Origin of the sequence: Kitasatospora aureofaciens, from assembly GCF_019192735.1 — a bacterium.
GTDB classification, from domain to species: Bacteria; Actinomycetota; Actinomycetes; order Streptomycetales; family Streptomycetaceae; genus Kitasatospora; species Kitasatospora aureofaciens_A.
Genome location: NZ_JAHTKP010000014.1, coordinates 135,359 through 156,783 on the forward strand (window position 1 = coordinate 135,359; position 21,425 = coordinate 156,783).

Sequence of the window (21,425 nt, forward strand, 5' to 3'; positions counted from 1 at the left end):
CCGGACCTGAACACAACCTGAGCACCGGTTCGGGGATACGCACCGGCCGGGCAATACTGGCCTGCATGACTGCTTACCGCGTGCTGGTCGTGGAGGACGACCACGGACTCCGCGACGTGCTCGCCCGAGGCCTGCGCGAGGAGCACTTCGAGGTGCTCACCGCCACCGACGGGGCGGGCGCGCTGCGCGTGGTCCACGACCGGGTGGACGCCGTGGTCCTGGACATCGGTCTGCCCGACTCCGACGGGCGTGACGTCTGCCACGCCATGCGCGCGGCGGGCTTCGACGCGCCCGTACTCTTCCTCACCGCCCATGACGCGCTGGCCGACCGGCTGTCGGGCTTCTCGGCCGGGGGCGACGACTACCTCGCCAAGCCCTTCCACCTGACCGAGCTCGCGGCCCGGGTACGCGCCGCGATCCGCCGCAACGGGCGCGAGCCCGGTGTGGAGGTCGACGGCCTGCGGCTGGACCCGGTCGCGCACGTGCTGGAATCCACGAGCGGCGAGTCGGTGGCACTCACCCCGACCGAGTTCCGGCTGCTGGCCTGCCTGATGGCCGCCCCCGGTGCGGTGGTCCGCAGGCGGACGCTGTTGCGGGCGGGGTGGCCCGAGGGCGCCCAGGTCAGTGACAACACCTTGGACCAGTACTTGGTGCGCCTGCGGCGCAAGCTGCGCGAGGCGGGCAGCGCGCGGGGCATCCTGACGGCGCGCGGCGTGGGGTACCGCTTCGCATGAGGACCACATGAAGGTCATGAGAGCCCCCGCCACCCTGCGCGGCCGCCTCGCCCTGGTCGCGCTGGCCACCACCGCGATCTGGGTCGCCGTGCTCACCGCCGTCTTCAACGTGGAGCTGGGCGCGCGCCTGCGCCAGCAGGCCGACGACCTGGTGCGCACCCGCGCGGTGGCGGTGGCCGCGACCATGGAGGCCCAGCCGGACGGGCGGATCGTGGAGCGCGAGCCGGCCGACGACCAGGCTCTCGACGTGGGCATCTGGATCTACCAGGGCGCCACGGCAATCCAGCGCCCCAGCGCATCGAGCACGCTCCAGGACCGCGCGGACCACCTGGCCGGAAACGGCGAGACCTTCACGGACACCTCCGAACCGCACGCCTTCCGGCTGTACGCACTGCCGGTCATGGCAGGGGGCCGACAGGTGGGCACAGTCGTCGCCTCGGTCGGCCTGGACGCCTACCGCTTCACCGCCCAGTCGGCACTGGCCGGCTCGATAGGGCTCTGCGTACTGCTGCTCGCCGGCATCTACCTCGTGACCCGCACAGTGGTCGGCCGGGCCCTGCGGCCGGTGAGCGAGATGAGCGCCCAGGCCTCCGAGTGGAGCGAGCACGGCACCACCCAGAGGTTCGGCGCCGACGGTCACCTCGCCGAGCTCGCGGGGCTCGCCGGCAACCTCGACCAGCTCCTCGACCGGCAGGCCGCGATGCTGCGCCACGAGCAACAGCTGACGGCCGAGCTCTCCCACGAACTGCGCACCCCCCTGGCCAGGATCACCGCCGAGACCGACTGGCTCACCGCCCGCCCCCGCAACGCTGACGACCAGTGCGCCTCGCACGAGGCCATCGCCGCCGCCGCGGCCCAGATGCAGCGGATCTGCGAGACCCTGCTCTCCGAGGCCCGCACCCGCACCGACCAGGTACCCGGCCGCTGCGCCGTGGACGACGTGGCCCGCGCACTGGCCGGGCGCAGCCGCGAGGAACACCCCGAGGCCCCGCCCATCACCGTGGTCGGCGACGGCGCGACCGCCGGCGTCCCCGCCGCACTCATGGAGCGCATCCTCACCCCGCTGCTCGACAACGCTCGCCGCTACGCGGTGCACCGGATCACCGTGGAGTCCGAGCGGCGGCCCGGCGGGGTGCTGGTGGCGGTGGTCGACGACGGCTGCGGCGTACCCGAGTCGGTGGGAGCAGCGGTCTTCGAGGCGGGCCGCCGCGCCCACCCGGGCGACGGCCACGACGGCGCGGGTCTCGGCCTCCCCCTGGCCCGCCGCCTTGCCCGCGCCGCCGGGGGCGACATCACCCTCGCACCCTCGCCAGACGGCGCGAGGTTCGTGGTGTCACTTCCCGCAGGTTGACCGACGCGGAGAGGGGCATCGGCCAAGGCGTCGAATCGGTACCGCCGACTCCCTTGCAGAGGGTCGGCGGATACTTTCGTCGACCGAGATGGTGATGCCGGTGAGGTACGAATCGCGGGGAGCGACGAATGCGATCACCTCCGTCGCACGGTTCGGCATTGAGCGGGGCATGAGCCTCTCGGCTCAGGCTCGTCGGGCGCGGCCAAGGTCGCGCTCTGACAGCTGCGGACGCGTGTTCACCTCGCCAGCGAATAGGTAGGCGAACAGGGCTTGACCCAGCCGACCTTCCAGCCGGTGAAGGAGAAGGTCTTGCCGGCGGAGGAGATGGCGACGGTCCGCTCGCGCATGCCGGGCAGGGCGGCGATCGGGTGGTGGGCGGCGCCGAAGACCAGGTGCTCGTAGACCTCGTCGGTGATCACCAGGAGGTCGTGTTCGACGGCGAGGGCGGCGATCGTGGCGAGCTCGTCGGCGGTGAGGACGAGGCCGGTGGGGTTGTGCGGGGTGTTGATCAGCAGCAGCCGGGTGCGCGGTGTGATCAGCGAGCGGAGCCGGTCGAGGTCGGGGCGGAAGTCCGGGGCGCGCAGGGTGAGCGGGACACGGGTGGCGCCGGCCATGGCGATGCAGGCGGCGTAGGAGTCGTAGAAGGGTTCGAGGGCGATGACCTCGTCGCCGGGTTCCAGCAGCGCCAGCAGGGCGGCGGCGATGGCCTCGGTGGCGCCGGCGGTGACCAGCACCTCGGTGTCGGGGTCGTACGACAGCCCGTAGAAGCGCTGCTGGTGCTCGGCGACGGCCTGCCGCAGCTCGGGGATGCCGGGGCCGGGCGGGTACTGGTTGCCGCGCCCCTCGCGCAGCGCCCGGACGGCGGCCTCGCGGACCTCGTCGGGTCCGTCGGTGTCGGGGAAGCCCTGCCCGAGGTTGATCGACCCGGTGGCCGTGGCGAGGGCCGACATCTCGGCGAAGATCGTCGTCCCCATGCCCGCCAGCCGGCGGTTCAGCAGCGGCCTCGTACCCATTACGGCTCCTCCCGCGTGGTCGTCGGCCCCATCCTGGGGCAGGCGGGGGCCCGGGACAAGAACGGCCCGCCACCGGGTGTGTACTCGGTGGCGGGCCGTTCGTGATGCCCTGGGGATGCCCTGGGGCGGGATCAGGCCTCGTCGGTGCCCTCGGGGGCCTCGCCGTCGCCCTCCTCGCCCTCGATCTCGTTCTGCAGGCCGAGGCGCTCGACCATCCACTGCTCGAAGCCGACCGCGGCCTGGGTCCAGTTGGCGGTGGTGGTGACGAAGTAGTCCAGGTTGACGCCGGTGCCGACGATCATCTGGGCCTCGCCGATCAGGCGGACCACGCCGTCCTCGTGGGTGTGGGTGTACACCTTCGGCCAGAGGGTCTCGCGGTTCCACTCGTCGATCAGGTCGAGGATCTCGGTCTTCTTCTCCAGCGGGTACGCGCGGTCGTAGAAGGCGCGCACCGCGAAGAGCTCCTTCTGCTCGCCGCGGAACATGTAGTAGACGCGGAAGCCCTCCCAGGGAGCGGTGAGGTCGCCCTCCTCGTCCACGACGTGCTTGAGCTGCATCTGGTCGAGCAGCTGGGCCACCAGGTTCTGGTCCGGGACGACGATCGGCGGCGGACCGGCCGGCCGCCCCTGGCCGCCGGGCTGGCCGCCCTGGGGGGCGCCGAACGACGGGATGGACGACGGGTCGATGCTCATGGGGGTCCTCTTCCTCAGTGCACGTGGTGGCCGGCAATGAGAGGCCGCCCTTTCCACCTCCCATCCTGCCTCATTCGGGCCCTGCCTCACAGAGGTACCCGGCCGTCGGCCGATCTTCGTTTCGGGCCCGTACAGGTGCGTACGGACGGGCCTGCGCCGGGTTGCAGCGGCCGGAAGATCTGCAGGTAGTCGGCCATGTACCGGGAGCAGCTGATCGTGCCAACCAGCAGGCGCTGACGGGCTGTCGGGGCCATAGCGCGACGGGCCGCCCCCTCGCCGGAGAGGACGGCCCGCACGTGCCTACCGGCTACTTCTCCAGCGGCCCGCGCGCACGGACGGTGAGGCGGTCGTTCTCCTCGTCGCGCTCGACCAGGACGGTGTCCCCGTCGTGCACCTGGCCGGAGAGGATCGCCCGGGCCAGCTGGTCGCCGATCGCGGACTGCACCAGCCGCCGCAGCGGGCGGGCGCCGTACGCCGGGTCGTACCCGGTGAGGGCCAGCCAGTCGCGCGCGGCCGCGGAGACCTCCAGGGTGAGCCGCCGCTCGCGCAGCCGCTCGCCGAGGCGGGCCACCTGGAGGTCGACGATCCGGCTCAGCTCGGCGGTGCCCAGCGGGTCGAAGACCACGATGTCGTCCAGCCGGTTGAGGAACTCCGGCTTGAACGCGGCCCGGACGGACTCCAGCACCAGCTCCTTCTTCTTGTCCTCCGGGGTGGCCGGGTCGACCAGGAACTGACTGCCCAGGTTGGAGGTGAGGATCAGGATCGCGTTGCGGAAGTCCACCGTGCGGCCCTGGCCGTCGGTGAGCCGGCCGTCGTCCAGCACCTGGAGCAGCACGTCGAAGACCTCCGGGTGGGCCTTCTCCACCTCGTCCAGCAGCACCACGCTGTACGGGCGGCGGCGGACCGCCTCGGTGAGCTGGCCGCCCTCCTCGTAGCCGACGTACCCGGGCGGGGCGCCGACCAGGCGGGAGACCGAGTGCTTCTCGCCGTACTCGCTCATGTCGATCCGGACCATCGCCCGCTCGTCGTCGAACAGGAAGTCGGCCAGGGCCTTGGCGAGTTCGGTCTTGCCGACGCCGGTCGGGCCGAGGAACAGGAACGAGCCGGTCGGGCGGTCCGGGTCGGCGATGCCGGAGCGGGTGCGGCGCACCGCGTCGGAGACGGCCTGCACGGCCTCGGTCTGGCCGATCAGGCGCTTGCCCAACTCCTCTTCCATGCGCAGGAGTTTGGCGCTCTCACCCTCCAGCAGGCGGCCGGCCGGGATGCCCGTCCAGGAGGCGACGACGTCGGCCACGTCGTCCGGGCCGACCTCTTCCTTGACCATGGAGGCGGACGCATCCTGGTCCGCGGCGCGCTCCTGGGCGTCGGTGAGTTCCTTCTCGGCAGCCGGGATCTCGGCGTACATCAGCTTCGACGCACGCTCGAAGTCCCCGTCGCGCTGGGCCCGTTCGAGGGCGCCGTGCAGGTCGTCCAGGCGCTCCTTGAGCTCGCCGACCCGGTTGAGGCTCTTCTTCTCCTGCTCCCAGCGGGCGGTCAGGACGCTCAACTGCTCGTTCTTGTCTGCGAGATCGCGCCGCAGCCGGACCAGCCGGTCGACCGAGGCCGGGTCCGACTCCTTCTCCAGGGCCAGCTCCTCCATCCGCAACCGGTCGACGGAGCGCTGGAGTTCGTCGATCTCGACCGGGGAGGAGTCGATCTCCATCCGGAGCCGGGAGGCCGCCTCGTCGACCAGGTCGATCGCCTTGTCGGGCAGGAAGCGGGAGGTGATGTACCGGTTGGACAGGGTCGCCGCGGCGACCAGGGCGGCGTCCGCGATCTGCACCTTGTGGTGCGCCTCGTACCGGCCCTTGAGGCCGCGCAGGATGGCGATCGAGTCCTCCACGCTGGGCTCGCCGACCAGCACCTGCTGGAAGCGGCGCTCCAGCGCCGGGTCCTTCTCGATCCGCTCGCGGTACTCGTCCAGCGTGGTGGCGCCGACCATCCGCAGCTCGCCGCGGGCCAGCATCGGCTTGAGCATGTTGCCGGCGTCCATCGCGGAGTCGCCGCCGGCGCCCGCGCCGACCATGGTGTGCAGCTCGTCGATGAAGGTGACGACCTGGCCGTTGCTCTGCTTGATGTCGTTCAGGACGGCCTTCAGCCGCTCCTCGAACTCGCCGCGGTACTTGGCGCCCGCGACCATCGCGCTGAGGTCCAGCGCGACCAGCCGCTTGCCGCGCAGCGACTCCGGCACGTCACCGGCGACGATCCGCTGCGCCAGGCCCTCGACCACGGCCGTCTTGCCGACGCCGGGCTCGCCGATCAGCACCGGGTTGTTCTTCGTGCGACGCGAGAGCACCTGGACGACCCGGCGGATCTCCTGGTCGCGGCCGATCACCGGGTCGAGCTTGCCGTCCCGGGCGGCCTGGGTCAGGTCGGTGCCGTACTTCTCCAGCGCCTTGTAGGTGCCCTCCGGGTCCGGCGAGGTGACCCGGCCGCTGCCGCGCACGTCCTTGAACGCGGCCAGCAGCGCCTTGGGCGTCGCGCCCTGGCGCACCAGCACCTCGGCGACCGGCCCGCCCTCGGCGGCCAGGCCGACCATCAGGTGCTCGGTGGAGACGTACTGGTCGTCCAGGTCGTCGGCGCGCTTGCCGGCCTCGGTGAGCACCGCGAGGGTGTCCCGGGCGAGCTGCGGCGCGGCGACCGTCGAGCCGCTCGCGCTGGGCAGCGCGGTCAGCTGGCGGCGCGCCTCCGCGTCGGTCCGCGCGACGTCCGCGCCGACCGCCTCCAGCAGCGGCCTGGCGATACCCTCGGGCTGCTCCAGCAGGGCGATCAGGATGTGCACCGGCTTGACGTCCGGGTTCCCGGCCGCACCGGCCTGCCGGATCGCGGCGGACAGGGCGTCCTGCGTCTTGGTGGTGAACTTGCTGGCGTCCACTGCTGGGGGTTCCTCCCTCGTCGTCCTTCAGTCCTGCTGGGTACAGCATGCACTAAGTTGAGTCTATTCCGCTCAAGTTCTCCCCAGCTCACGTTCCATTCCGCTCACGCCTGCTTTTCGGCGAGCGGCCCGGAGGCCCGCCGGGTGAGCACCAGCAGCTCCCGGGCCGGACCGGTCGGCCGCTGCCCGGCCGGCCACACCGCCCGCAGGGGGCGCCGCAGGTCCAGCCCCGCCGCCAGCGGCACCGCGACCAGCCGCCGGGTCGCCAGCTCCTCCACCACCGTCAGCTCGCTCAGGCAGACCGGCCCCGCGCCGGTCATCGCCGCCGCCTTCAGCGCCGTCGACGAGGCCAGCTCCAGCCGGGGCCGCGCCGCGCCCCCGTACGGCGCCAGCGCCGCCTCCAGCACCTCCCGGGTGCCCGATCCGGGCTCGCGCAGCACCAGCGGCGTCGCCGCCAGCTCGGGCCCGGTCAGCGGCGTCCGGCGGCGCGTCCACGGGTGGCCGGGCGCCACCACGACCACCAGCCGGTCCGCGGCCACCACCGCGCCGGCCAGCCCGGGCGGGGTGGACGGGCCCTCGACGAAGCCGAGATCCGCGTCCCCGGCCAGGACGTGCCCGGCGACCTCCGCCGAGTTCGCCGTCCGCAGCGTCACCGCCGTCCCCGGACTGGCCTCGGAGAGCGCCATCAGCCAGCCCGGCATCAGGTACTCGGCGACGGTCAGGCTGGCGACCACCGTCAGCTTGGCGTCGCGCCGCTCGCGCAGCGCGTCGATCCCGGCGTCCAGCGCCTGCGCCGCCTCCACCACCTGCCGGGCCCACTCGACCACCAGCCGGCCCGCCTCGGTCGGCCGGCTGCCCCGGGGGGAGCGCTCCAGCAGCGGGACGCCGATCTGCCGCTCCATGCCCTTGATCCGGGCGCTGGCGGTCGGCTGGCTGACGCCCAGCTCGGCCGCCGCCCGTCCGACGCTGCCCAGCCGGGCCACCGCGAGCAGCAGCTCCAGGGCGCCGAGTTCGGGGACGCGCGGGGAGAGCGTGCGCGGGGTGCTGGTCATAGGTTCAGGCTATGTCCTCATAGAACGCCGGGCGCTACCGGTGGCCGGCTTCCGGAGGGACGGTGGGTCCATGTCCACCTTGGCCGATGTCCGCCCGCTCACCCGCCCCGCCGCCCGCACCCGGCTCGATCTCGCCCAGCTCGGCCCCAACTGGTACGCCGCCGTCATGGGCACCGCGATCCTCGGCAACGGCGCCGCCGTCCTGCCGGTGCGCCCGCCCGGGCTGACCGGCTTCGGCGAGGTGCTGTGGGCGCTCGCGCTGGCCGCCCTGCTGGTGCTGGTCGCGGCCCGGGTGGTGCACCTCACCCGGCACCGGGAGGCCGCCCGCGCCCAGCTGCTGGACAACCCGGCCACCGCGGTCTTCTACGGCTGCCCGCCGATGGCCCTGCTTTCGGTCGGCCTCGGCACCCTGCTGCTCGGCTCCCGGGTCATCGGCACCGGCCCCGCCGTCGCCGTCGACGCCGTGCTCTGGGGCGTCGGCACCCTGTACGCGCTGGCCGTGGCCGGCGGCATCCCGTACCTGATGATCACCCGGCACCCGGTGTCCGCGCTGGAGGCCAACCCCACCTGGCTGCTGCCCGTGGTCGCCCCGCTGGTCGCCTCGGCCACCGGTCCCGCGCTGATCCCGCACCTGCCGGCAGGCCAGCCGCAGCAGGCCATGCTGTACGGCTGCTGGGCCCTGTTCGGCATCGGCCTGCTGGCCACCCTGGTGCTGCTGCCGGTGGTGTTCACCGGGCTCTTCCACAGCAAGCTGCCGGCCCTCGCGCTCACCCCGTCGCTGTTCCTGGTGCTCGGGCCGCTCGGCCAGTCCGTCACCGCCGTCCACCAGCTCGCCGACGCCGCCCGCCCGGTGCTGCCCGCGCTGGCGCCCGCCATGCTCGACCTCGCCGAGCTGTACGGCGTCGCGGTGATCGGCGTCGCGATGCTCTGGCTGGCCGTCGCGCTCACCGCCAACCTGCGGGCCCGGCGGGCGGGCATGCCGTTCGCGATGACCTGGTGGGCGTCCACCTTCCCGATCGGCACCTGCGTCACCGGCACCGCCGCGCTCGCCCGGCACACCGGCTTCGGCGGGTTCAGCGCGCTGTCCGTCGGGCTGTACGTGCTGCTGGCCGCCGCCTGGGCGGCCGCCGCGACCGGCACCGCCACCGGGCTGGCGCGTGGGCGGCTGCTGGCGCGGTGACCCCTGCTGGGGGGGTCGGTTCCCGCGCCGGTCGCGGGAACCGACCTGCTGCAGGAACGCGCAGGTCGCATCTGACCGCCCACCGCGATCGTCCGTATACCCTCCCGGCCTTGGCGTTTACCGGAATCCGAACCACCGCCCGGCCCCTCGCGGCAGCCCCGTAGTGCGGATAGCTGCAATTGCGAGAACATGCACTCGGGTGGCACTTGTTCACCGGCCGTCACGCTGTGATGGTGGAGTCACGTCAAGCCGTCCGGGCAACCGCAGCCCGATGGTGGCGACTTGCTCTTCAAATGCGAATGCAGGACGTCCCGTGCCTGCATAACGGGGGGAAGAGCAACCGGCCGGGACGCCATGTGTGGTGATGGCACCCGGAACCGGATCCGGCGAGGCGTTGCTGCTCCGCCTCGCCGGAAGCGCCTTGGTATGGCGTGGCAACGGCGGGCCCCTGGGTCTCCCGGGTGCGACGGCACCCGGGCCCCAGGGGTCCGCCGACCGCCGGATACCGTGGCCGATGAGCACCCGCGATCGGGGACGCCGGGCACGGGGCACAGCACATCCGACAGGCGTCCGGCAGGGAGTGTGCGACGTGACGGCGGAACCGGCGGTCGCTCCGGACCACGGCGAGTCCGCGGACGGGGGATCGGGGGACCTCACGGACGGGAACGCGGTGGGCTTCGCGGACGGGAGCACGGCCGGCTTGACGGAGGCGAGTTCGGCCGCCTTCGCAGGCGGGCTCGCCGGCGCGGGAGAACCCGACGAGGCCGCCCGCCAGCTGTACCTGTCGATCCTCGCCGCCGGCGGCCGGATCCCGTTCACCGGCGTCCACGAGACCGACCGCACCGCCCTGCACCAGCTCGTCGACATCGGCCTGCTGATGCCCAACGCGATGGACGCCTGCTACACCGCCGTCAGCCCACGCTCCGTCAGCGACCGCCTCGGCGCCGAACTCCGCAGCGAGGCCACCCGGCTGTTGGTCCGCGCCGAGAACCTCCCCGGCGCCCTCGACAGCCTCACCCGGGCCTACGACGCCATGCCCCGCCCGCCCGGCCGGGCCGGCGGCGCCGTCTACGTCGAGGGCCACGTCCACATCCGCCAGCGGATCTCCCAGCTCGTCTCCGACTGCCGCACCGAGGTGCTCACCGCCCAGCCCGGCCACCGGCCCGCCGACACCCTCCAGGTCGCCCTCCTCCAGGACGTCCAACTCCTGCAGCGCGGCTGCTCGTTGCGCACCATCTACCAGCCGGTCGCCTTCGCCGACCAGGCCGCCCTCGCCTACGCCGACGAGGTCACCCGGCACGGCTCGCTCATCCGCATCCTCGACGAGCCCTTCCAGCGGCTGATCGTCTTCGACCGCACCGTCGCCGTGATCTCCGCCAACGACGACAACAGCACCGCCGCGTTCATCACCGACCCCGCCGCCATCACCTTCCTGGTCGGCGCCTTCGAACGCGACTGGGCCCGCGCCGACACCACCGAGGCCGCCGCCGCCCTCGGCCACGGCCCCGCCCGCAGCACCCCCGACCGGGTCGGCCGCCTGCTCGCCCGCGGCCTCACCCAACGCGCCGTCGCCACCCGCCTCGGCCTCAGCGAACGCACCGTCGCCGCCCACATCTCCCGCCTCCGCGACCGCTACGGCGCCCAGACCCTCTTCCAGCTCGGCTGGCTGATGCGAGGCTCCCGCGATGACCGATGAGCCCACCGCGGCCGAGCGGGCCCTCTACCTCGCCACCGTCCGCCGCGGCGGGCACCTGCGCCCCGACGACCTCGCCCCCGCCGACCGCCCCACCCTCGCCGTCCTCGTCGCCCGCGGCCTGCTCACCCCCACCGCCACCGGCTACACCGCCGTCAACCCGCGCGCCGTCGGGGACCGCCTCGGCACCGAACTCCGCACCCGCGCCACCCGCCTCCTCGTCCACACCGAGAGCCTCCCGACGGCCCTCGCGCCGCTCACCCGGGCCTACGACGCCGTCCCGCGCGCCTCCTCCCGCACCGGCGAGGCCACCCACATCGAGGGCAACGCCGACATCCGTCAACGCATCACCGAACTCCTCTCCGACTGCAAGGAGGAGTTCCTGGCCGCCCAGCCCGGCCGGCGCCCCCTCGACGTCCTGCGGATGGCCCTCGCCCAGGACCTCGCCCTCCTCAAACGCGGCTGTGCCATGCGGATCCTCTACCAGCCCGTCACCGTCACCGACCGCACGGCCCAGCGCCAGATCCTGCTCAGAACCGGCCAGGGCGCCCAGGTCCGCGTCCTGAACGAGCCCTACCAGCGCGTGATGATCTTCGACCGCACCGTCGCCGTCATCCCCGCCGCCGAGGACGCCACCCGGGCCGCCTTCCTCACCGACCCCGCCGCCATCGCCTTCCTCGTCGCCCACTTCGAACGCGACTGGTCCCGCGCCACCCCCGCCGACCACCACCTCAACCCCCCACCCCCCACCACCATCCGCATCGGCCGCCTGCTCGCCCGCGGCGTCACCCAACGCGCCGTCGCCACCCGCCTCGGCCTCAGCGAACGCACCGTCGCCGCCCACATCTCCCGCCTCCGCGACCGCTACGGCGCCCAGACCCTCTTCCAACTCGGCTGGCAACTACGGGGGGAGCGGGATGACTGACCACGACCGACAGCTTCCCGACGCCGCCGCCCGCGAGCTGTACGGCGCGGTCCTGCGCGCGGGCGGCCGTATCCGCATCGCCGACGTCCGCAGCGGGACACGGAAGCGGTCCAGGCGTTGCTCGACCTGGGGTTGCTCAAGCCGTACGTGTCGGACGGGTTCTTCTGCGCCGTCAATCCGCGCTCGGTGGCTGCCCGGATCGGTGAGCAGGTCAGCCACCTCCTGGCGAAGGGGCTCAGGCAGCGGGCGATCGCCGGCCGCCTGGGGCTGAGCGAGCGGACGGTGGCCGGCCACATCGCCCGGCTGCGTGAGCTGTTACGACGCGGAGACGCTGTTCCAACTGGGCCGGCAGATGCGGGGAGCCCGGACGGGGGAGTCCGGTGAGTGAGCGCCACCGCTCAGCCGGTGGCGGCACCGGAGGGCCAGTACCCGACGCGGCCGGCCACGGGGGGCTGCTGGCGGGGGACGTTGAACTGCTCGCCGGGGGCGGTCCAGAAGCCCTCGCGCAGGGACAGTGCCATGCCGGCCCAGTCGAGCGCGGTCTCCACCGTGTGGTTGAGGGCCTCCTGCGACCAGGTGTCGTCGAAGACCAGCGGCAGGACGGGGGCGACCTGCTCGATGGTGGCGATCAGCGGGTTGTGCGTGATGGCCTCGTCGACGAGGAGGACGATCGGCTTCCGCAGCGCCGACGCCCACCCCAGCTCCAGGCTCACCCCGGCCGACAGCGGTGCCCCGACGTAGGCGAACACCAGGTCCGCCGACTGCAGCGCCCGGAAGTCCGACGGGACCCGCGGCTCCGGCGCCCGCCCGGCGACGGTCCAGGCGTCACTGTGGTGCGCGCTGTACACGGCGGCACCGCTGCGGAGCAGCGTGGTGCGAAGCGTCGTCAGCCGCGTCCGGCTGGCAAGCGTCACCACACTGTCCGCCGGCCCGGTCAACCGCATCAGCGGCGCGGCCAGAAACACACGTGCACGCCGGCCCTCGGGGGCCTGGCTGTCGTGGTGACGCAGGTAGGGCTCGGTCATGTCGACTCCGGGGGAAGGCCGACCGGGTGGTGGATGCGGTGCCGGCAGGCGCTGGGGACAGTAGTTACTGCTTCAAAGATCCGGGGAGATCTGGCGGATAATTGACGGTACAGCGGCAAGTCTGCTATCTGAGCTGGACCATTGGGAGCGAACTGATCGTCTATCAGTGCCTGCGGTCGCGTCCAGCGTCCCGCCCTGTCATCTGGATGCCTGGCAGAGAGATGACGCTCTCGTTGGGGTAGGGGAGATGACACTCTTGCGGAACTTGCGGCATCATGTGGACGCCAGTGCTATTGGTCCAGCTCGCAGAGCTCTTGAGAGTAGGAGGGTGGGTCCGTGTCTCACATGCGCCGACTCGTCCGTAAGGTTGCGCTTCCGATGCTCCTCGGCATAGCTGTGCTGGCCGGTGGCTTTCTCTCGCCGGACCATGGGCAGGCCAGTGCCCCCAGGATCACCGCAATGGCGGTTGTTGCGGACGACCTGCATTGGGGCTGAATCGAGGTAAAGGCGCTTCCTGGCCGGACGGGAGCAGGTAGAAGCGCGGGATTCGCCGGGACGGCGGGAGTCTTCTCCTCGGTGGTCGATTCTCAGTCTGTTTGTTGCCTTGGGGAGCGGCCAAGAACATAACCGAGCTGGAAGAGGGAGTCGACGTTGTACTCCTCCCGCATTTCTGCGATATGGCGGGCGAGGGTGCGCTCGCTTATGCCGAGCCTCCGTGCGATGACCCGATGATTGGTTCCGGCGAGTAGCAGGTCGATTATGGTCTGCCGGAGTCGGGATACCACTTGGTGCGGTACGGCGCGATCGCCGTCGAATTCCAGCGCCCTGCTCCAGCTCCGCTCGAAGACCTCCTCGATCAGAAAATTGATGACAGCCGGATCGTAGACAAAGGCAGCCAGGCTGTCGTCGACGACCGGGATGACGGCCACTCTGCGGTCCACGATAATCAGTCGGGCGTACGGCTCGTCGAGAGTTCGAAATTGCCACCCTTCCTTGGTCAGCTGCGCCACGTAGTCCCGTGTCGGCTGGTGGTACCGAGTGCTGGCATTGTAGATCGTTCGCATTGAGGCGCCGTGCCGCAGGATGTCGAGGTCGCGCTCCAGGAACGAGGAAAGCATTTCTGCCGGCCTTGGGCCGCCCGGCTGCATGGAAAGTCCTTCCATGACTCCGGCAGCCGCCGACTGTTGAAGCCGCTGATTAATGAGGGCTTTCCCGCGGACATACTCGATCGATCCGCCGGTGGTGTCCGGAGCGTGGAAGGCCTCGGCGAGATCGCTGAGATCTGCTGGTAGTGCCACCGCCCTCGAAAGCAAATCCAGGGCCTGACGTTGCCATGACGAACTCAGACTGCTGGCGAGTTGTGCCGGGTCGACGGCCAGCAGTGCGCCGGGCTCATCGCTATCGGGAATCAGCAGTCCGAGGTCCAGCAATTCCTCAAGGGCCGGGGTTTCGGCAGTCGAACTTGCGCTCCGAGTGAGGCGACCGTTTTCGTTCACGGCCTTCAGATAGAGCTTTCGGGCGTCCTCGGACAGGATGCGTGATGCGCTGGGTACTGTCCCTGCGTGCTCTCGCCCACTCATCTTCGGCTCCTTGTGTTGACCGGATAAGTAGTCAACGCGACTGTCGTCTTCTGTGGCAAGGATCTTAAACGGCGCTCATGATTGAGCTGGCGAGATACCTTGTCGCAGGCAGATCGACCGTGCTTGCCCGGTACAGCACTCTCTCACCACACGCAAGCCGCCGGCACCCCCCGAACAGGAGGGAGCCGGCGGCGAGGGCTGTACAGCCAGGTCAGCGCTTCGGGCGCCAGACGACCAGGGCGCTCGACTGGGGGGTCGGGGGCTGGTAGGGGACGAGGTCGCGGCGGTAGGAGGCGTGGACGGCGGCCTCGCGCTGTTGGAGGGCGGCGGCGGCGCCTTCGAGGGAGTCGGCCAGTTCGGTGATGCGGGCCTGGAGGGCGGTGACCTGGTTCTCCAGCTCGATGATCCGCTTGATGCCGGCCAGGTTGATGCCCTCGTCCTGGGAGAGCCGCTGGACGTCGCGCAGTTGCTGGATGTCGCGGGCGGAGTAGCGGCGGCCGCGGCCGGCGGTGCGGTCGGGGCTGACCAGGCCGAGGCGGTCGTACTGGCGGAGGGTCTGCGGGTGGAGGCCGGAGAGTTCGGCGGCGACCGAGATCACGTACACCGGGGTGTCCTCGGTGAGCACGTACTGCGGGGGCGCCGCCGTCCGCCGGGGGCGGCGGCCGTCGGTGGGCAGGCCCTCGCCGAGGCCGGGGCCGATCGGGCTGTCGGGCGTCATCGGGGTCATCTGGTCGTCACGCTCCCTTCGCCGCCCGGAACAGGGCGGCTCGTGGGTCGTCGGAGGCGGTGGCCTCGCGGTACTGCTCCAGGGCGCTCAGCGCGTCGCCGGTGACGTGCTGCGGCACCACGACCTCGACGGTGACGAGGAGGTCGCCGCGGGTGCCGTCCTTGCGGGTGGCGCCCTTGCCGCGGGCGCGCATGGTGAGGCCGTTGGCGCTGCCCGGGGGCAGCTTGAGCTTCACCGCGGGGCCGTTGAGCGTGGGCACCTCGATGGTGCCGCCGAGGGCGGCTTCGGGGAAGGTGACCGGGACGGTGACGGTGAGGTTGTCGCCCTTGCGGCCGAAGACCGGGTGCGCGTCGACGTGCACGGTGACGAAGAGGTCGCCGGGCTGGCCGCCGCGTTCGCCCTGGGCGCCCTTGCCCTTGAGCCGGATGTGCTGGGAGTCCTGGACGCCGGCCGGGATGCGGACCTGCATGGTGCGGGCGGAGCTGGCCCGGCCGCTGCCGTGGCAGTCGGTGCACGGGTCGTCGACGATCATGCCGCGGCCGCGGCAGTCCTTGCAGGGCTCGGAGAGCGCGAACGCGCCCTGGCCGCGGCTGACGGTGCCGGCGCCGACGCAGGTCGGGCAGACCCGCGGGGTGGTGCCGGACTTGGCGCCGGTGCCGTTGCAGCTGCGGCACGGGGCCTGGCTGGTCATCCGGAGCGGGACGGTCGCGCCGTCGACGGCTTCCTCGAAGGAGAGGGTGACCTCGGTCTCGACGTCGGCGCCGCGCCGGGGCTGGGCCTGCCGGCCGGTCCGGTTGAAGAGGCCGCCGAAGACGTCGCCGATGCCGCCGCCCCCGCCGCCCTGGCTGCCGCTGAAGAGGTCGCCGAAGTCGAAGCTGTAGCTGCCGGTGCCGGGGCCGCCGGAACGGAAGCCGCCGTTGGCGAAGAGGCTGCGGGCCTCGTCGTACTCCTTGCGGCGCTTCTCGTCGGAGAGGACGTCGTACGCCTCGGAGATGTCCTTGAACCGCTCCTCGGCCTTGGCGTCACCCTTGTTGGCGTCGGGGTGGAACTCGCGCGCGAGCTTGCGGTAGGTCTTCTTGATCTCGGTGGCGGTGGCGTCCTTGGGCACGCCGAGGACCTTGTAGTAGTCCTTCTCGACAAAGTCCTTGCCGCTCATGCGCCCACCTCGCTTCGCTCGGCAGCCGCTTCGCGCCACGTGCACCTTCTGACGGTTCGCTCGCTGCGCTCGCTCACGGCCTCCGCCACCTCCCGATGTCCATCGTCACTGCGCTGTCAACAGCCTGGCCGCCGTGGGCCGCTGCCGACAGCGCGCTGCGGAGCCGGCCGCCGTACTGGCCGGCGTACGACTCCGCAGCGCACTGGTTGTCAGCTGTCACAGGTTGTCAGCTGTCCGAGCCACCGTCGGTCTTGTCCGACTCGCCGGACTTGGCCGCGTCGGCGTCCGGGCCGGCCGTGGTCTGGGTGCCCGGCTGGGGCTCCGCGACCGCGACCATCGCCGGGCGGATGATCCGCTCGCCGATCCGGTAGCCGGGCTGGAGGATCTGCACACAGGTGTCCTCGGTGACGTCCGAGGAGTAGCTGTGCATCAGCGCCTCGTGCATGGTCGGGTCGAAGGGCTCGCCCTCCTTGCCGAACTGCTGGAGGCCCAGCTTGGCGACGACCGTCTCCAGCGACTCGGCGACGGACTTGAAGCCGCCCGTCACCTCGCCGTGCTCGCGGGCCCGGCCGATGTCGTCGAGGACCGGGATCAGGGACTCCAGGATGTTGGAGACCGCGATCTCGCGGACCGTGAGCCGGTCCCGCTCGACCCGCTTGCGGTAGTTCTGGTACTCGGCCTGGAGGCGCTGGAGGTCGGCGGTGCGCTCGGCGACCTCACGCTTGGCGGTGGCGAGGTCGTCGGCACCCGAGGCGCCGGAGGCACCCGCCGCACCCGCGGCATCCGAGGAGTCCGAAGCACCGGCAGCGACAGCCTCCTCGGCGGCCTTGATCACGGCCTCCTCGGCGGAGTCGTCGCCGGGCTTGCCACCCTGCGGCTTGGTCATGCCGCACCGCCCTTGGGCTTGTCGTGCTTCTCGTCGTCCACGATCTCGGCGTCGACGACGTCGTCGTCCTTGCCGTGGGCGGCGGAGTCGCCGGCCGGGGCGGCACCGGCCGCGTCGGCGTTGGCGTAGAGGGCCTGGCCGAGCTTCTGGGCGGTGGTGGAGACCTTCTCCGAGGCCTCGCGGATCTTCGCGATGTCCTCGCCCTTCAGGGCCTCCTTGAGCTCGCCGATGGCGGTCTCGACCTCGGTCTTGACGTCGGCCGGGAGCTTGTCCGCGTTGTCGGCGATGAACTTCTCGGTCGAGTAGACGAGCTGCTCGGCGGAGTTGCGGGTCTCGACGGCCTCGCGGCGCTTGTGGTCGTCCTCCGCGTACTGCTCGGCCTCGCGGCGCATGCGGTCGACCTCGTCCTTCGGCAGCGAGGAGCCGCCGGTGACGGTCATCTTCTGCTCCTTGCCAGTGCCGAGGTCCTTGGCGCCGACGTGCATGATGCCGTTGGCGTCGATGTCGAAGGTGACCTCGATCTGCGGCAGGCCGCGGGGCGCCGGCGGCAGGCCGGTCAGCTCGAACATGCCGAGCTTCTTGTTGTACGCGGCGATCTCGCGCTCGCCCTGGTAGACCTGGATCTGCACGGACGGCTGGTTGTCCTCGGCCGTGGTGAAGATCTCCGAGCGCTTGGTCGGGATCGTGGTGTTGCGCTCGATCAGCTTGGTCATGATGCCGCCCTTGGTCTCGATGCCGAGGGACAGCGGGGTGACGTCGAGCAGCAGGACGTCCTTGACCTCGCCCTTGAGGACACCGGCCTGGAGCGAGGCGCCGATGGCGACGACCTCGTCCGGGTTGACGCCCTTGTTGGCGTCCTTGCCGCCGGTCAGCTCGCGGACGAGCTCGGCGACGGCCGGCATACGGGTCGAGCCACCGACCAGGACGACGTGGTCGATCTCGGAGAGCGAGATGCCGGCGTCCTTGATCACGTTGTGGAACGGGACCTTGCAGCGCTCCAGCAGGTCGGCGGTGAGCTGCTGGAACTGGGCGCGGGTGAGCTTCTCGTCCAGGTGCAGCGGGCCCTCGGCGGAGGCCGTGATGTAGGGCAGGTTGATCGAGGTCTCGGAGGACGAGGACAGCTCGATCTTGGCCTTCTCGGAGGCCTCGCGCAGACGCTGCAGGGCCATCTTGTCCTTGGACAGGTCGACGCCGTGGCCGGACTGGAAGACCTTGACCAGGTGGTCGACGACGCGCTGGTCCCAGTCGTCGCCACCGAGGTGGTTGTCACCGTTGGTGGCCTTCACCTCGACGACCCCGTCGCCGATCTCCAGCAGGGAGACGTCGAAGGTGCCACCGCCGAGGTCGAAGACCAGGATGGTCTGGTCGTCCTTGTCCAGGCCGTAGGCGAGGGCGGCCGCGGTCGGCTCGTTGACGATGCGCAGGACGTTGAGGCCCGCGATCTCACCGGCCTCCTTGGTGGCCTGCCGCTCGGAGTCGTTGAAGTACGCCGGGACGGTGATGACGGCGTCCGTGACGGTCTCGCCCAGGTAGGCCTCGGCGTCCCGCTTCAGCTTCTGCAGGATGAAGGCGCTGATCTGCTGGGGGTTGAAGTCCTTGCCGTCCAGGTTGATCTTCCACCCGGTGCCCATGTGGCGCTTGACCGAGCGGATGGTTCGGTCGACGTTGGTGACCGCCTGGCGCTTGGCCACCTCGCCGACCAGGACCTCGCCGTTCTTTGCGAAAGCGACGACGGACGGCGTGGTCCGCGCGCCCTCGGCGTTCGTGATGACGGTGGGCTCGCCACCCTCCAGAACGCTGACGACCGAGTTCGTCGTGCCGAGGTCGATGCCGACCGCGCGTGCCATCGTAGATACCTCCACGGAAGAGTTGAGCTTTACAGGCTCAAGGATGCACCATCCGACGGGTGGCGTCAACAGCTATGAGTCCTGGTCGCTCAACTTTGCTGCGTCACGTGGCCCCGGTGGCGTGGAGTGTGCGGCGAGTGTGGACTTACGTGACTGCCGCCATAGCTTGAGAACCTTCTGGAGAACTGTTAACGAGCGGTATTGTCCGGGCCGTCGGCCCGGCAAGTTACCGACGAGTACACTCGCTTTGTAGAACCCCAGAGACTGCTCAACAGGAAGCCGCAGGAGACGGAGAGCCGATGCAGCTAGCAGCGATCGTCATCTCGCTGGTCACGTTCGTGATCGGTACCGCGCTCGCCGCCCGTGCGGCGCTGTACATCTTCAAGGTGGTGAGAACCGGCCAGCCGGACTCCACCCGCTTCGGGCAGCCCGTCCAGCGGGTGAAGACCGTCGCGATCGAGTTCGTCGGCCACACCCGGATGAACCGCTGGGGGATCGTCGGCATCGCCCACTGGTTCGTCGCGGTCGGCTTCTTCAGCCTGGTGCTGACCATCGTCAACGCCTTCGGCCAGCTCTTCGACGCCGAGTTCGCGCTGCCGATCATCGGCCGCTGGATGATCTGGCAGCTCTTCGTCGAGCTGGTCGGCACCCTGACCACGCTGGGCATCCTGACCCTGATGGTGATCCGGCTGATGAGCCTGCCGTCGAGGTCCGGCCGCAAGTCGCGCTTCGCCGGCTCGATCGCCTGGCAGGCCTTCTACGTCGAGTACACGATCCTCGGCATCGGCATCTGCATCCTGATGCTGCGCGCGCTGGAGGGCGCCCTCGAAGGCGTCGACTCGTACGGGCCGGAGCACCTGGTCTCGTACCCACTGGTCTCCGCGCTCAGCGGGCTGTCGCACGGCACGCTGGCGAACCTGATCTACCTGTTCGCGATGCTGAAGATCTGCATCTCGTTCGCGTGGGCGACCACCATCGGCATCAACCCCTCGATGGGTGTGGCCTGGCACCGCTTCCTCGGGTTCTTCAACATCTACTTCAAGCGCGAGGAGGACGGCGGCACCGCGCTCGGCGCCCTCCGTCCGATGACCTCCGGCGGCCGGCCGATCGACTTCGAGGACCCGGCCGAGGACGCCGTCTTCGGCGTCTCCCAGGTCGAGCACTTCTCCTGGAAGGGCATCCTCGACTTCTCCACCTGCACCGAGTGCGGCCGCTGCCAGTCGCAGTGCCCCGCCTGGAACACCGGCAAGCCGCTCTCGCCGAAGCTGCTGATCATGGGCCTGCGCGAGCACGCCTTCGGCAAGGCGCCGTACCTGCTGGCCGGGGGCGGCAAGGACATGGAGGGTAACGAGACCGCCACGTCCGAGCAGCTCAAGGACGTCCCGGCGGCGGCTCTCGCCGAGGCCGAGCGCCCGCTGATCGGCACCGCCGAAGAGAACGGCGTCATCGACCCGGACGTGCTGTGGTCCTGCACCACCTGCGGCGCCTGCGTCGAGCAGTGCCCGGTGGACATCGAGCACATCGACCACATCGTCGACATGCGCCGCTACCAGGTGATGATCGAGTCCTCGTTCCCGACCGAGGCCGGGACGATGCTCAAGAACCTGGAGAACAAGGGCAACCCGTGGGGCATGGCCACCAAGGCCCGCCTGGACTGGGTCAAGGAGCTCAAGAAGGAGACCGGCATCGAGGTGCCGGTGATCGGCGAGGACATCGATCCGGCCGAGGTCGAGTACCTCTACTGGGTCGGCTGCGCCGGCGCCCTGGAGGACCGCGCCAAGAAGACCACCAAGGCCTTCGCCGAGCTGCTGCACACCGCGGGCGTGAAGTTCGCGATCCTCGGCAAGGAGGAGTCCTGCACCGGTGACTCCGCCCGCCGCCTGGGCAACGAGTTCCTCTTCCAGATGCTCGGCGCGCAGAACGTCGAGACGCTGAACGCGGCCCTGGAGGACGCTCCGGTCAAGCGGATCGTCGCCACCTGCCCGCACTGCTTCAACACCATCGCCAACGAGTACCCGCAGCTGGGCGGCCACTTCGAGGTCATCCACCACACCCAGCTGCTGCAGCACCTGATCGACGAGGGCAAGCTCATCCCGGTGAACCCGGTCGAGGGCCTGATCACCTACCACGACCCCTGCTACCTGGGCCGCCACAACAAGGTCTACAGCCCGCCGCGCGAGATCATGGACAAGGTTCCGGGTCTGCGCCAGCAGGAGATGCACCGGCACAAGGAGCGCGGCTTCTGCTGCGGCGCCGGCGGTGCCCGCATGTGGATGGAGGAGCGCATCGGCAAGCGGATCAACACCGAGCGCGTGGACGAGGCGCTGTCGCTCAACCCGGACATCGTCTCCACCGCCTGCCCGTTCTGTCTGGTGATGCTCTCGGACTCGGTCAACGGCAAGAAGAACGAGGGCGCGGCCAAGGAGCACCTGCGGGTGGTCGACGTGGCCCAGCTGCTGCTCGACTCGGTCAAGGCGACCCCGCCGGCCGAGGCCGAGGAGCCCGCGACCGTGGACGCGTAGCGTCTTCTGTTCGACAGTTCTGCTACAACTGCCCGGCCCGGCGGTCGCCGCGAAAGCGCCCGCCGGGCCGGGCTTTTGGGGCCTCGGTGCGGCGGCTGCGCTCCATCCGCTGTGCTCCATCGGCCGCA

General features: G+C 70.9%; 16 protein-coding genes and 1 pseudogene. 7 read left to right on the forward strand and 10 right to left on the reverse strand.

The window, feature by feature from the left end:
- The first annotated feature begins 65 nt into the window (after positions 1-65).
- Entirely contained in the window at positions 66-734 is a 669-nt protein-coding gene (locus KV557_RS17275) for a response regulator transcription factor (protein ID WP_218201137.1), read from the forward strand.
- Positions 735-741: 7 nt separating this feature from the next.
- The gene (locus KV557_RS17280; RefSeq protein ID WP_256177526.1) at positions 742-2,085 is read left to right on the forward strand and encodes a sensor histidine kinase; all 1,344 of its coding nucleotides are present in this window, start codon (positions 742-744) and stop codon (positions 2,083-2,085) included.
- A gap of 239 nt (positions 2,086-2,324) precedes the next feature.
- Here the strand turns inward: KV557_RS17280 and KV557_RS17285 are convergent.
- The 4 genes and pseudogenes from KV557_RS17285 to KV557_RS17300 form a co-directional block, all read right to left on the reverse strand.
- Positions 2,325-3,098: pseudogene (locus KV557_RS17285) on the reverse strand (aminotransferase class I/II-fold pyridoxal phosphate-dependent enzyme); the annotation flags it as partial.
- A 131-nt stretch (positions 3,099-3,229) separates the two neighbouring features.
- Entirely contained in the window at positions 3,230-3,790 is a 561-nt protein-coding gene (locus KV557_RS17290; protein WP_218201140.1) for a YbjN domain-containing protein, read from the reverse strand.
- Between the two features lie 307 nt (positions 3,791-4,097).
- Positions 4,098-6,704, reverse strand: coding sequence for an ATP-dependent chaperone ClpB (gene clpB, locus KV557_RS17295; protein WP_218201142.1), 2,607 nt, complete (start codon positions 6,702-6,704; stop codon positions 4,098-4,100).
- A gap of 104 nt (positions 6,705-6,808) precedes the next feature.
- Entirely contained in the window at positions 6,809-7,756 is a 948-nt protein-coding gene (locus KV557_RS17300; RefSeq protein ID WP_218201144.1) for a LysR family transcriptional regulator, read from the reverse strand.
- Positions 7,757-7,826: 70 nt separating this feature from the next.
- Here KV557_RS17300 and KV557_RS17305 point away from each other — a divergent pair, with 70 nt between their 5' ends.
- From KV557_RS17305 to KV557_RS42675, 4 genes are all read left to right on the forward strand, one after another.
- Positions 7,827-8,936: a TDT family transporter gene (locus tag KV557_RS17305; RefSeq protein ID WP_218201145.1), complete on the forward strand. Its 1,110-nt coding sequence runs from the start codon at positions 7,827-7,829 to the stop codon at positions 8,934-8,936.
- A 589-nt stretch (positions 8,937-9,525) separates the two neighbouring features.
- Entirely contained in the window at positions 9,526-10,632 is a 1,107-nt protein-coding gene (locus tag KV557_RS44075) for a LuxR C-terminal-related transcriptional regulator (RefSeq protein WP_308129938.1), read from the forward strand.
- On the forward strand, positions 10,622-11,554 hold the full coding sequence (locus tag KV557_RS17315; RefSeq protein WP_218201150.1) for a LuxR family transcriptional regulator: 933 nt from the start codon (positions 10,622-10,624) through the stop codon (positions 11,552-11,554). The genes KV557_RS44075 and KV557_RS17315 overlap by 11 nt, the downstream gene beginning before the upstream one ends.
- 186 nt (positions 11,555-11,740) lie before the next feature.
- Positions 11,741-11,938 carry a LuxR C-terminal-related transcriptional regulator gene (locus KV557_RS42675; protein WP_308129943.1) on the forward strand — a complete coding sequence of 66 codons (198 nt, stop codon included), beginning with the start codon at positions 11,741-11,743 and terminating at the stop codon, positions 11,936-11,938.
- Positions 11,939-11,952: 14 nt separating this feature from the next.
- Here KV557_RS42675 and KV557_RS17320 read toward each other — a convergent pair whose 3' ends face one another.
- From KV557_RS17320 to dnaK, 6 genes are all read right to left on the reverse strand, one after another.
- Positions 11,953-12,579 carry a nucleoside 2-deoxyribosyltransferase gene (locus tag KV557_RS17320; RefSeq protein ID WP_218201152.1) on the reverse strand — a complete coding sequence of 209 codons (627 nt, stop codon included), beginning with the start codon at positions 12,577-12,579 and terminating at the stop codon, positions 11,953-11,955.
- 587 nt (positions 12,580-13,166) lie between these two features.
- A complete protein-coding gene (locus KV557_RS17325) occupies positions 13,167-14,159 on the reverse strand; it encodes a helix-turn-helix domain-containing protein (protein ID WP_218201154.1) in 993 nt (330 codons plus the stop codon).
- A gap of 211 nt (positions 14,160-14,370) precedes the next feature.
- Positions 14,371-14,877 carry a heat shock protein transcriptional repressor HspR gene (locus tag KV557_RS17330; protein WP_218201218.1) on the reverse strand — a complete coding sequence of 169 codons (507 nt, stop codon included), beginning with the start codon at positions 14,875-14,877 and terminating at the stop codon, positions 14,371-14,373.
- A gap of 16 nt (positions 14,878-14,893) precedes the next feature.
- The gene (dnaJ, locus tag KV557_RS17335; RefSeq protein ID WP_218201156.1) at positions 14,894-16,042 is read right to left on the reverse strand and encodes a molecular chaperone DnaJ; all 1,149 of its coding nucleotides are present in this window, start codon (positions 16,040-16,042) and stop codon (positions 14,894-14,896) included.
- A 226-nt stretch (positions 16,043-16,268) separates the two neighbouring features.
- The gene (grpE, locus tag KV557_RS17340; protein WP_218201158.1) at positions 16,269-16,928 is read right to left on the reverse strand and encodes a nucleotide exchange factor GrpE; all 660 of its coding nucleotides are present in this window, start codon (positions 16,926-16,928) and stop codon (positions 16,269-16,271) included.
- Positions 16,925-18,775 carry a molecular chaperone DnaK gene (dnaK, locus tag KV557_RS17345; protein ID WP_218201160.1) on the reverse strand — a complete coding sequence of 617 codons (1,851 nt, stop codon included), beginning with the start codon at positions 18,773-18,775 and terminating at the stop codon, positions 16,925-16,927. The genes grpE and dnaK overlap by 4 nt, the downstream gene beginning before the upstream one ends.
- Before the next feature lie 299 nt (positions 18,776-19,074).
- On the opposite strand from dnaK, the gene KV557_RS17350 reads away from it, so the two are divergent.
- A complete protein-coding gene (locus KV557_RS17350) occupies positions 19,075-21,297 on the forward strand; it encodes a (Fe-S)-binding protein (RefSeq protein WP_218201162.1) in 2,223 nt (740 codons plus the stop codon).
- The last annotated feature ends 128 nt before the right edge of the window (positions 21,298-21,425 follow it).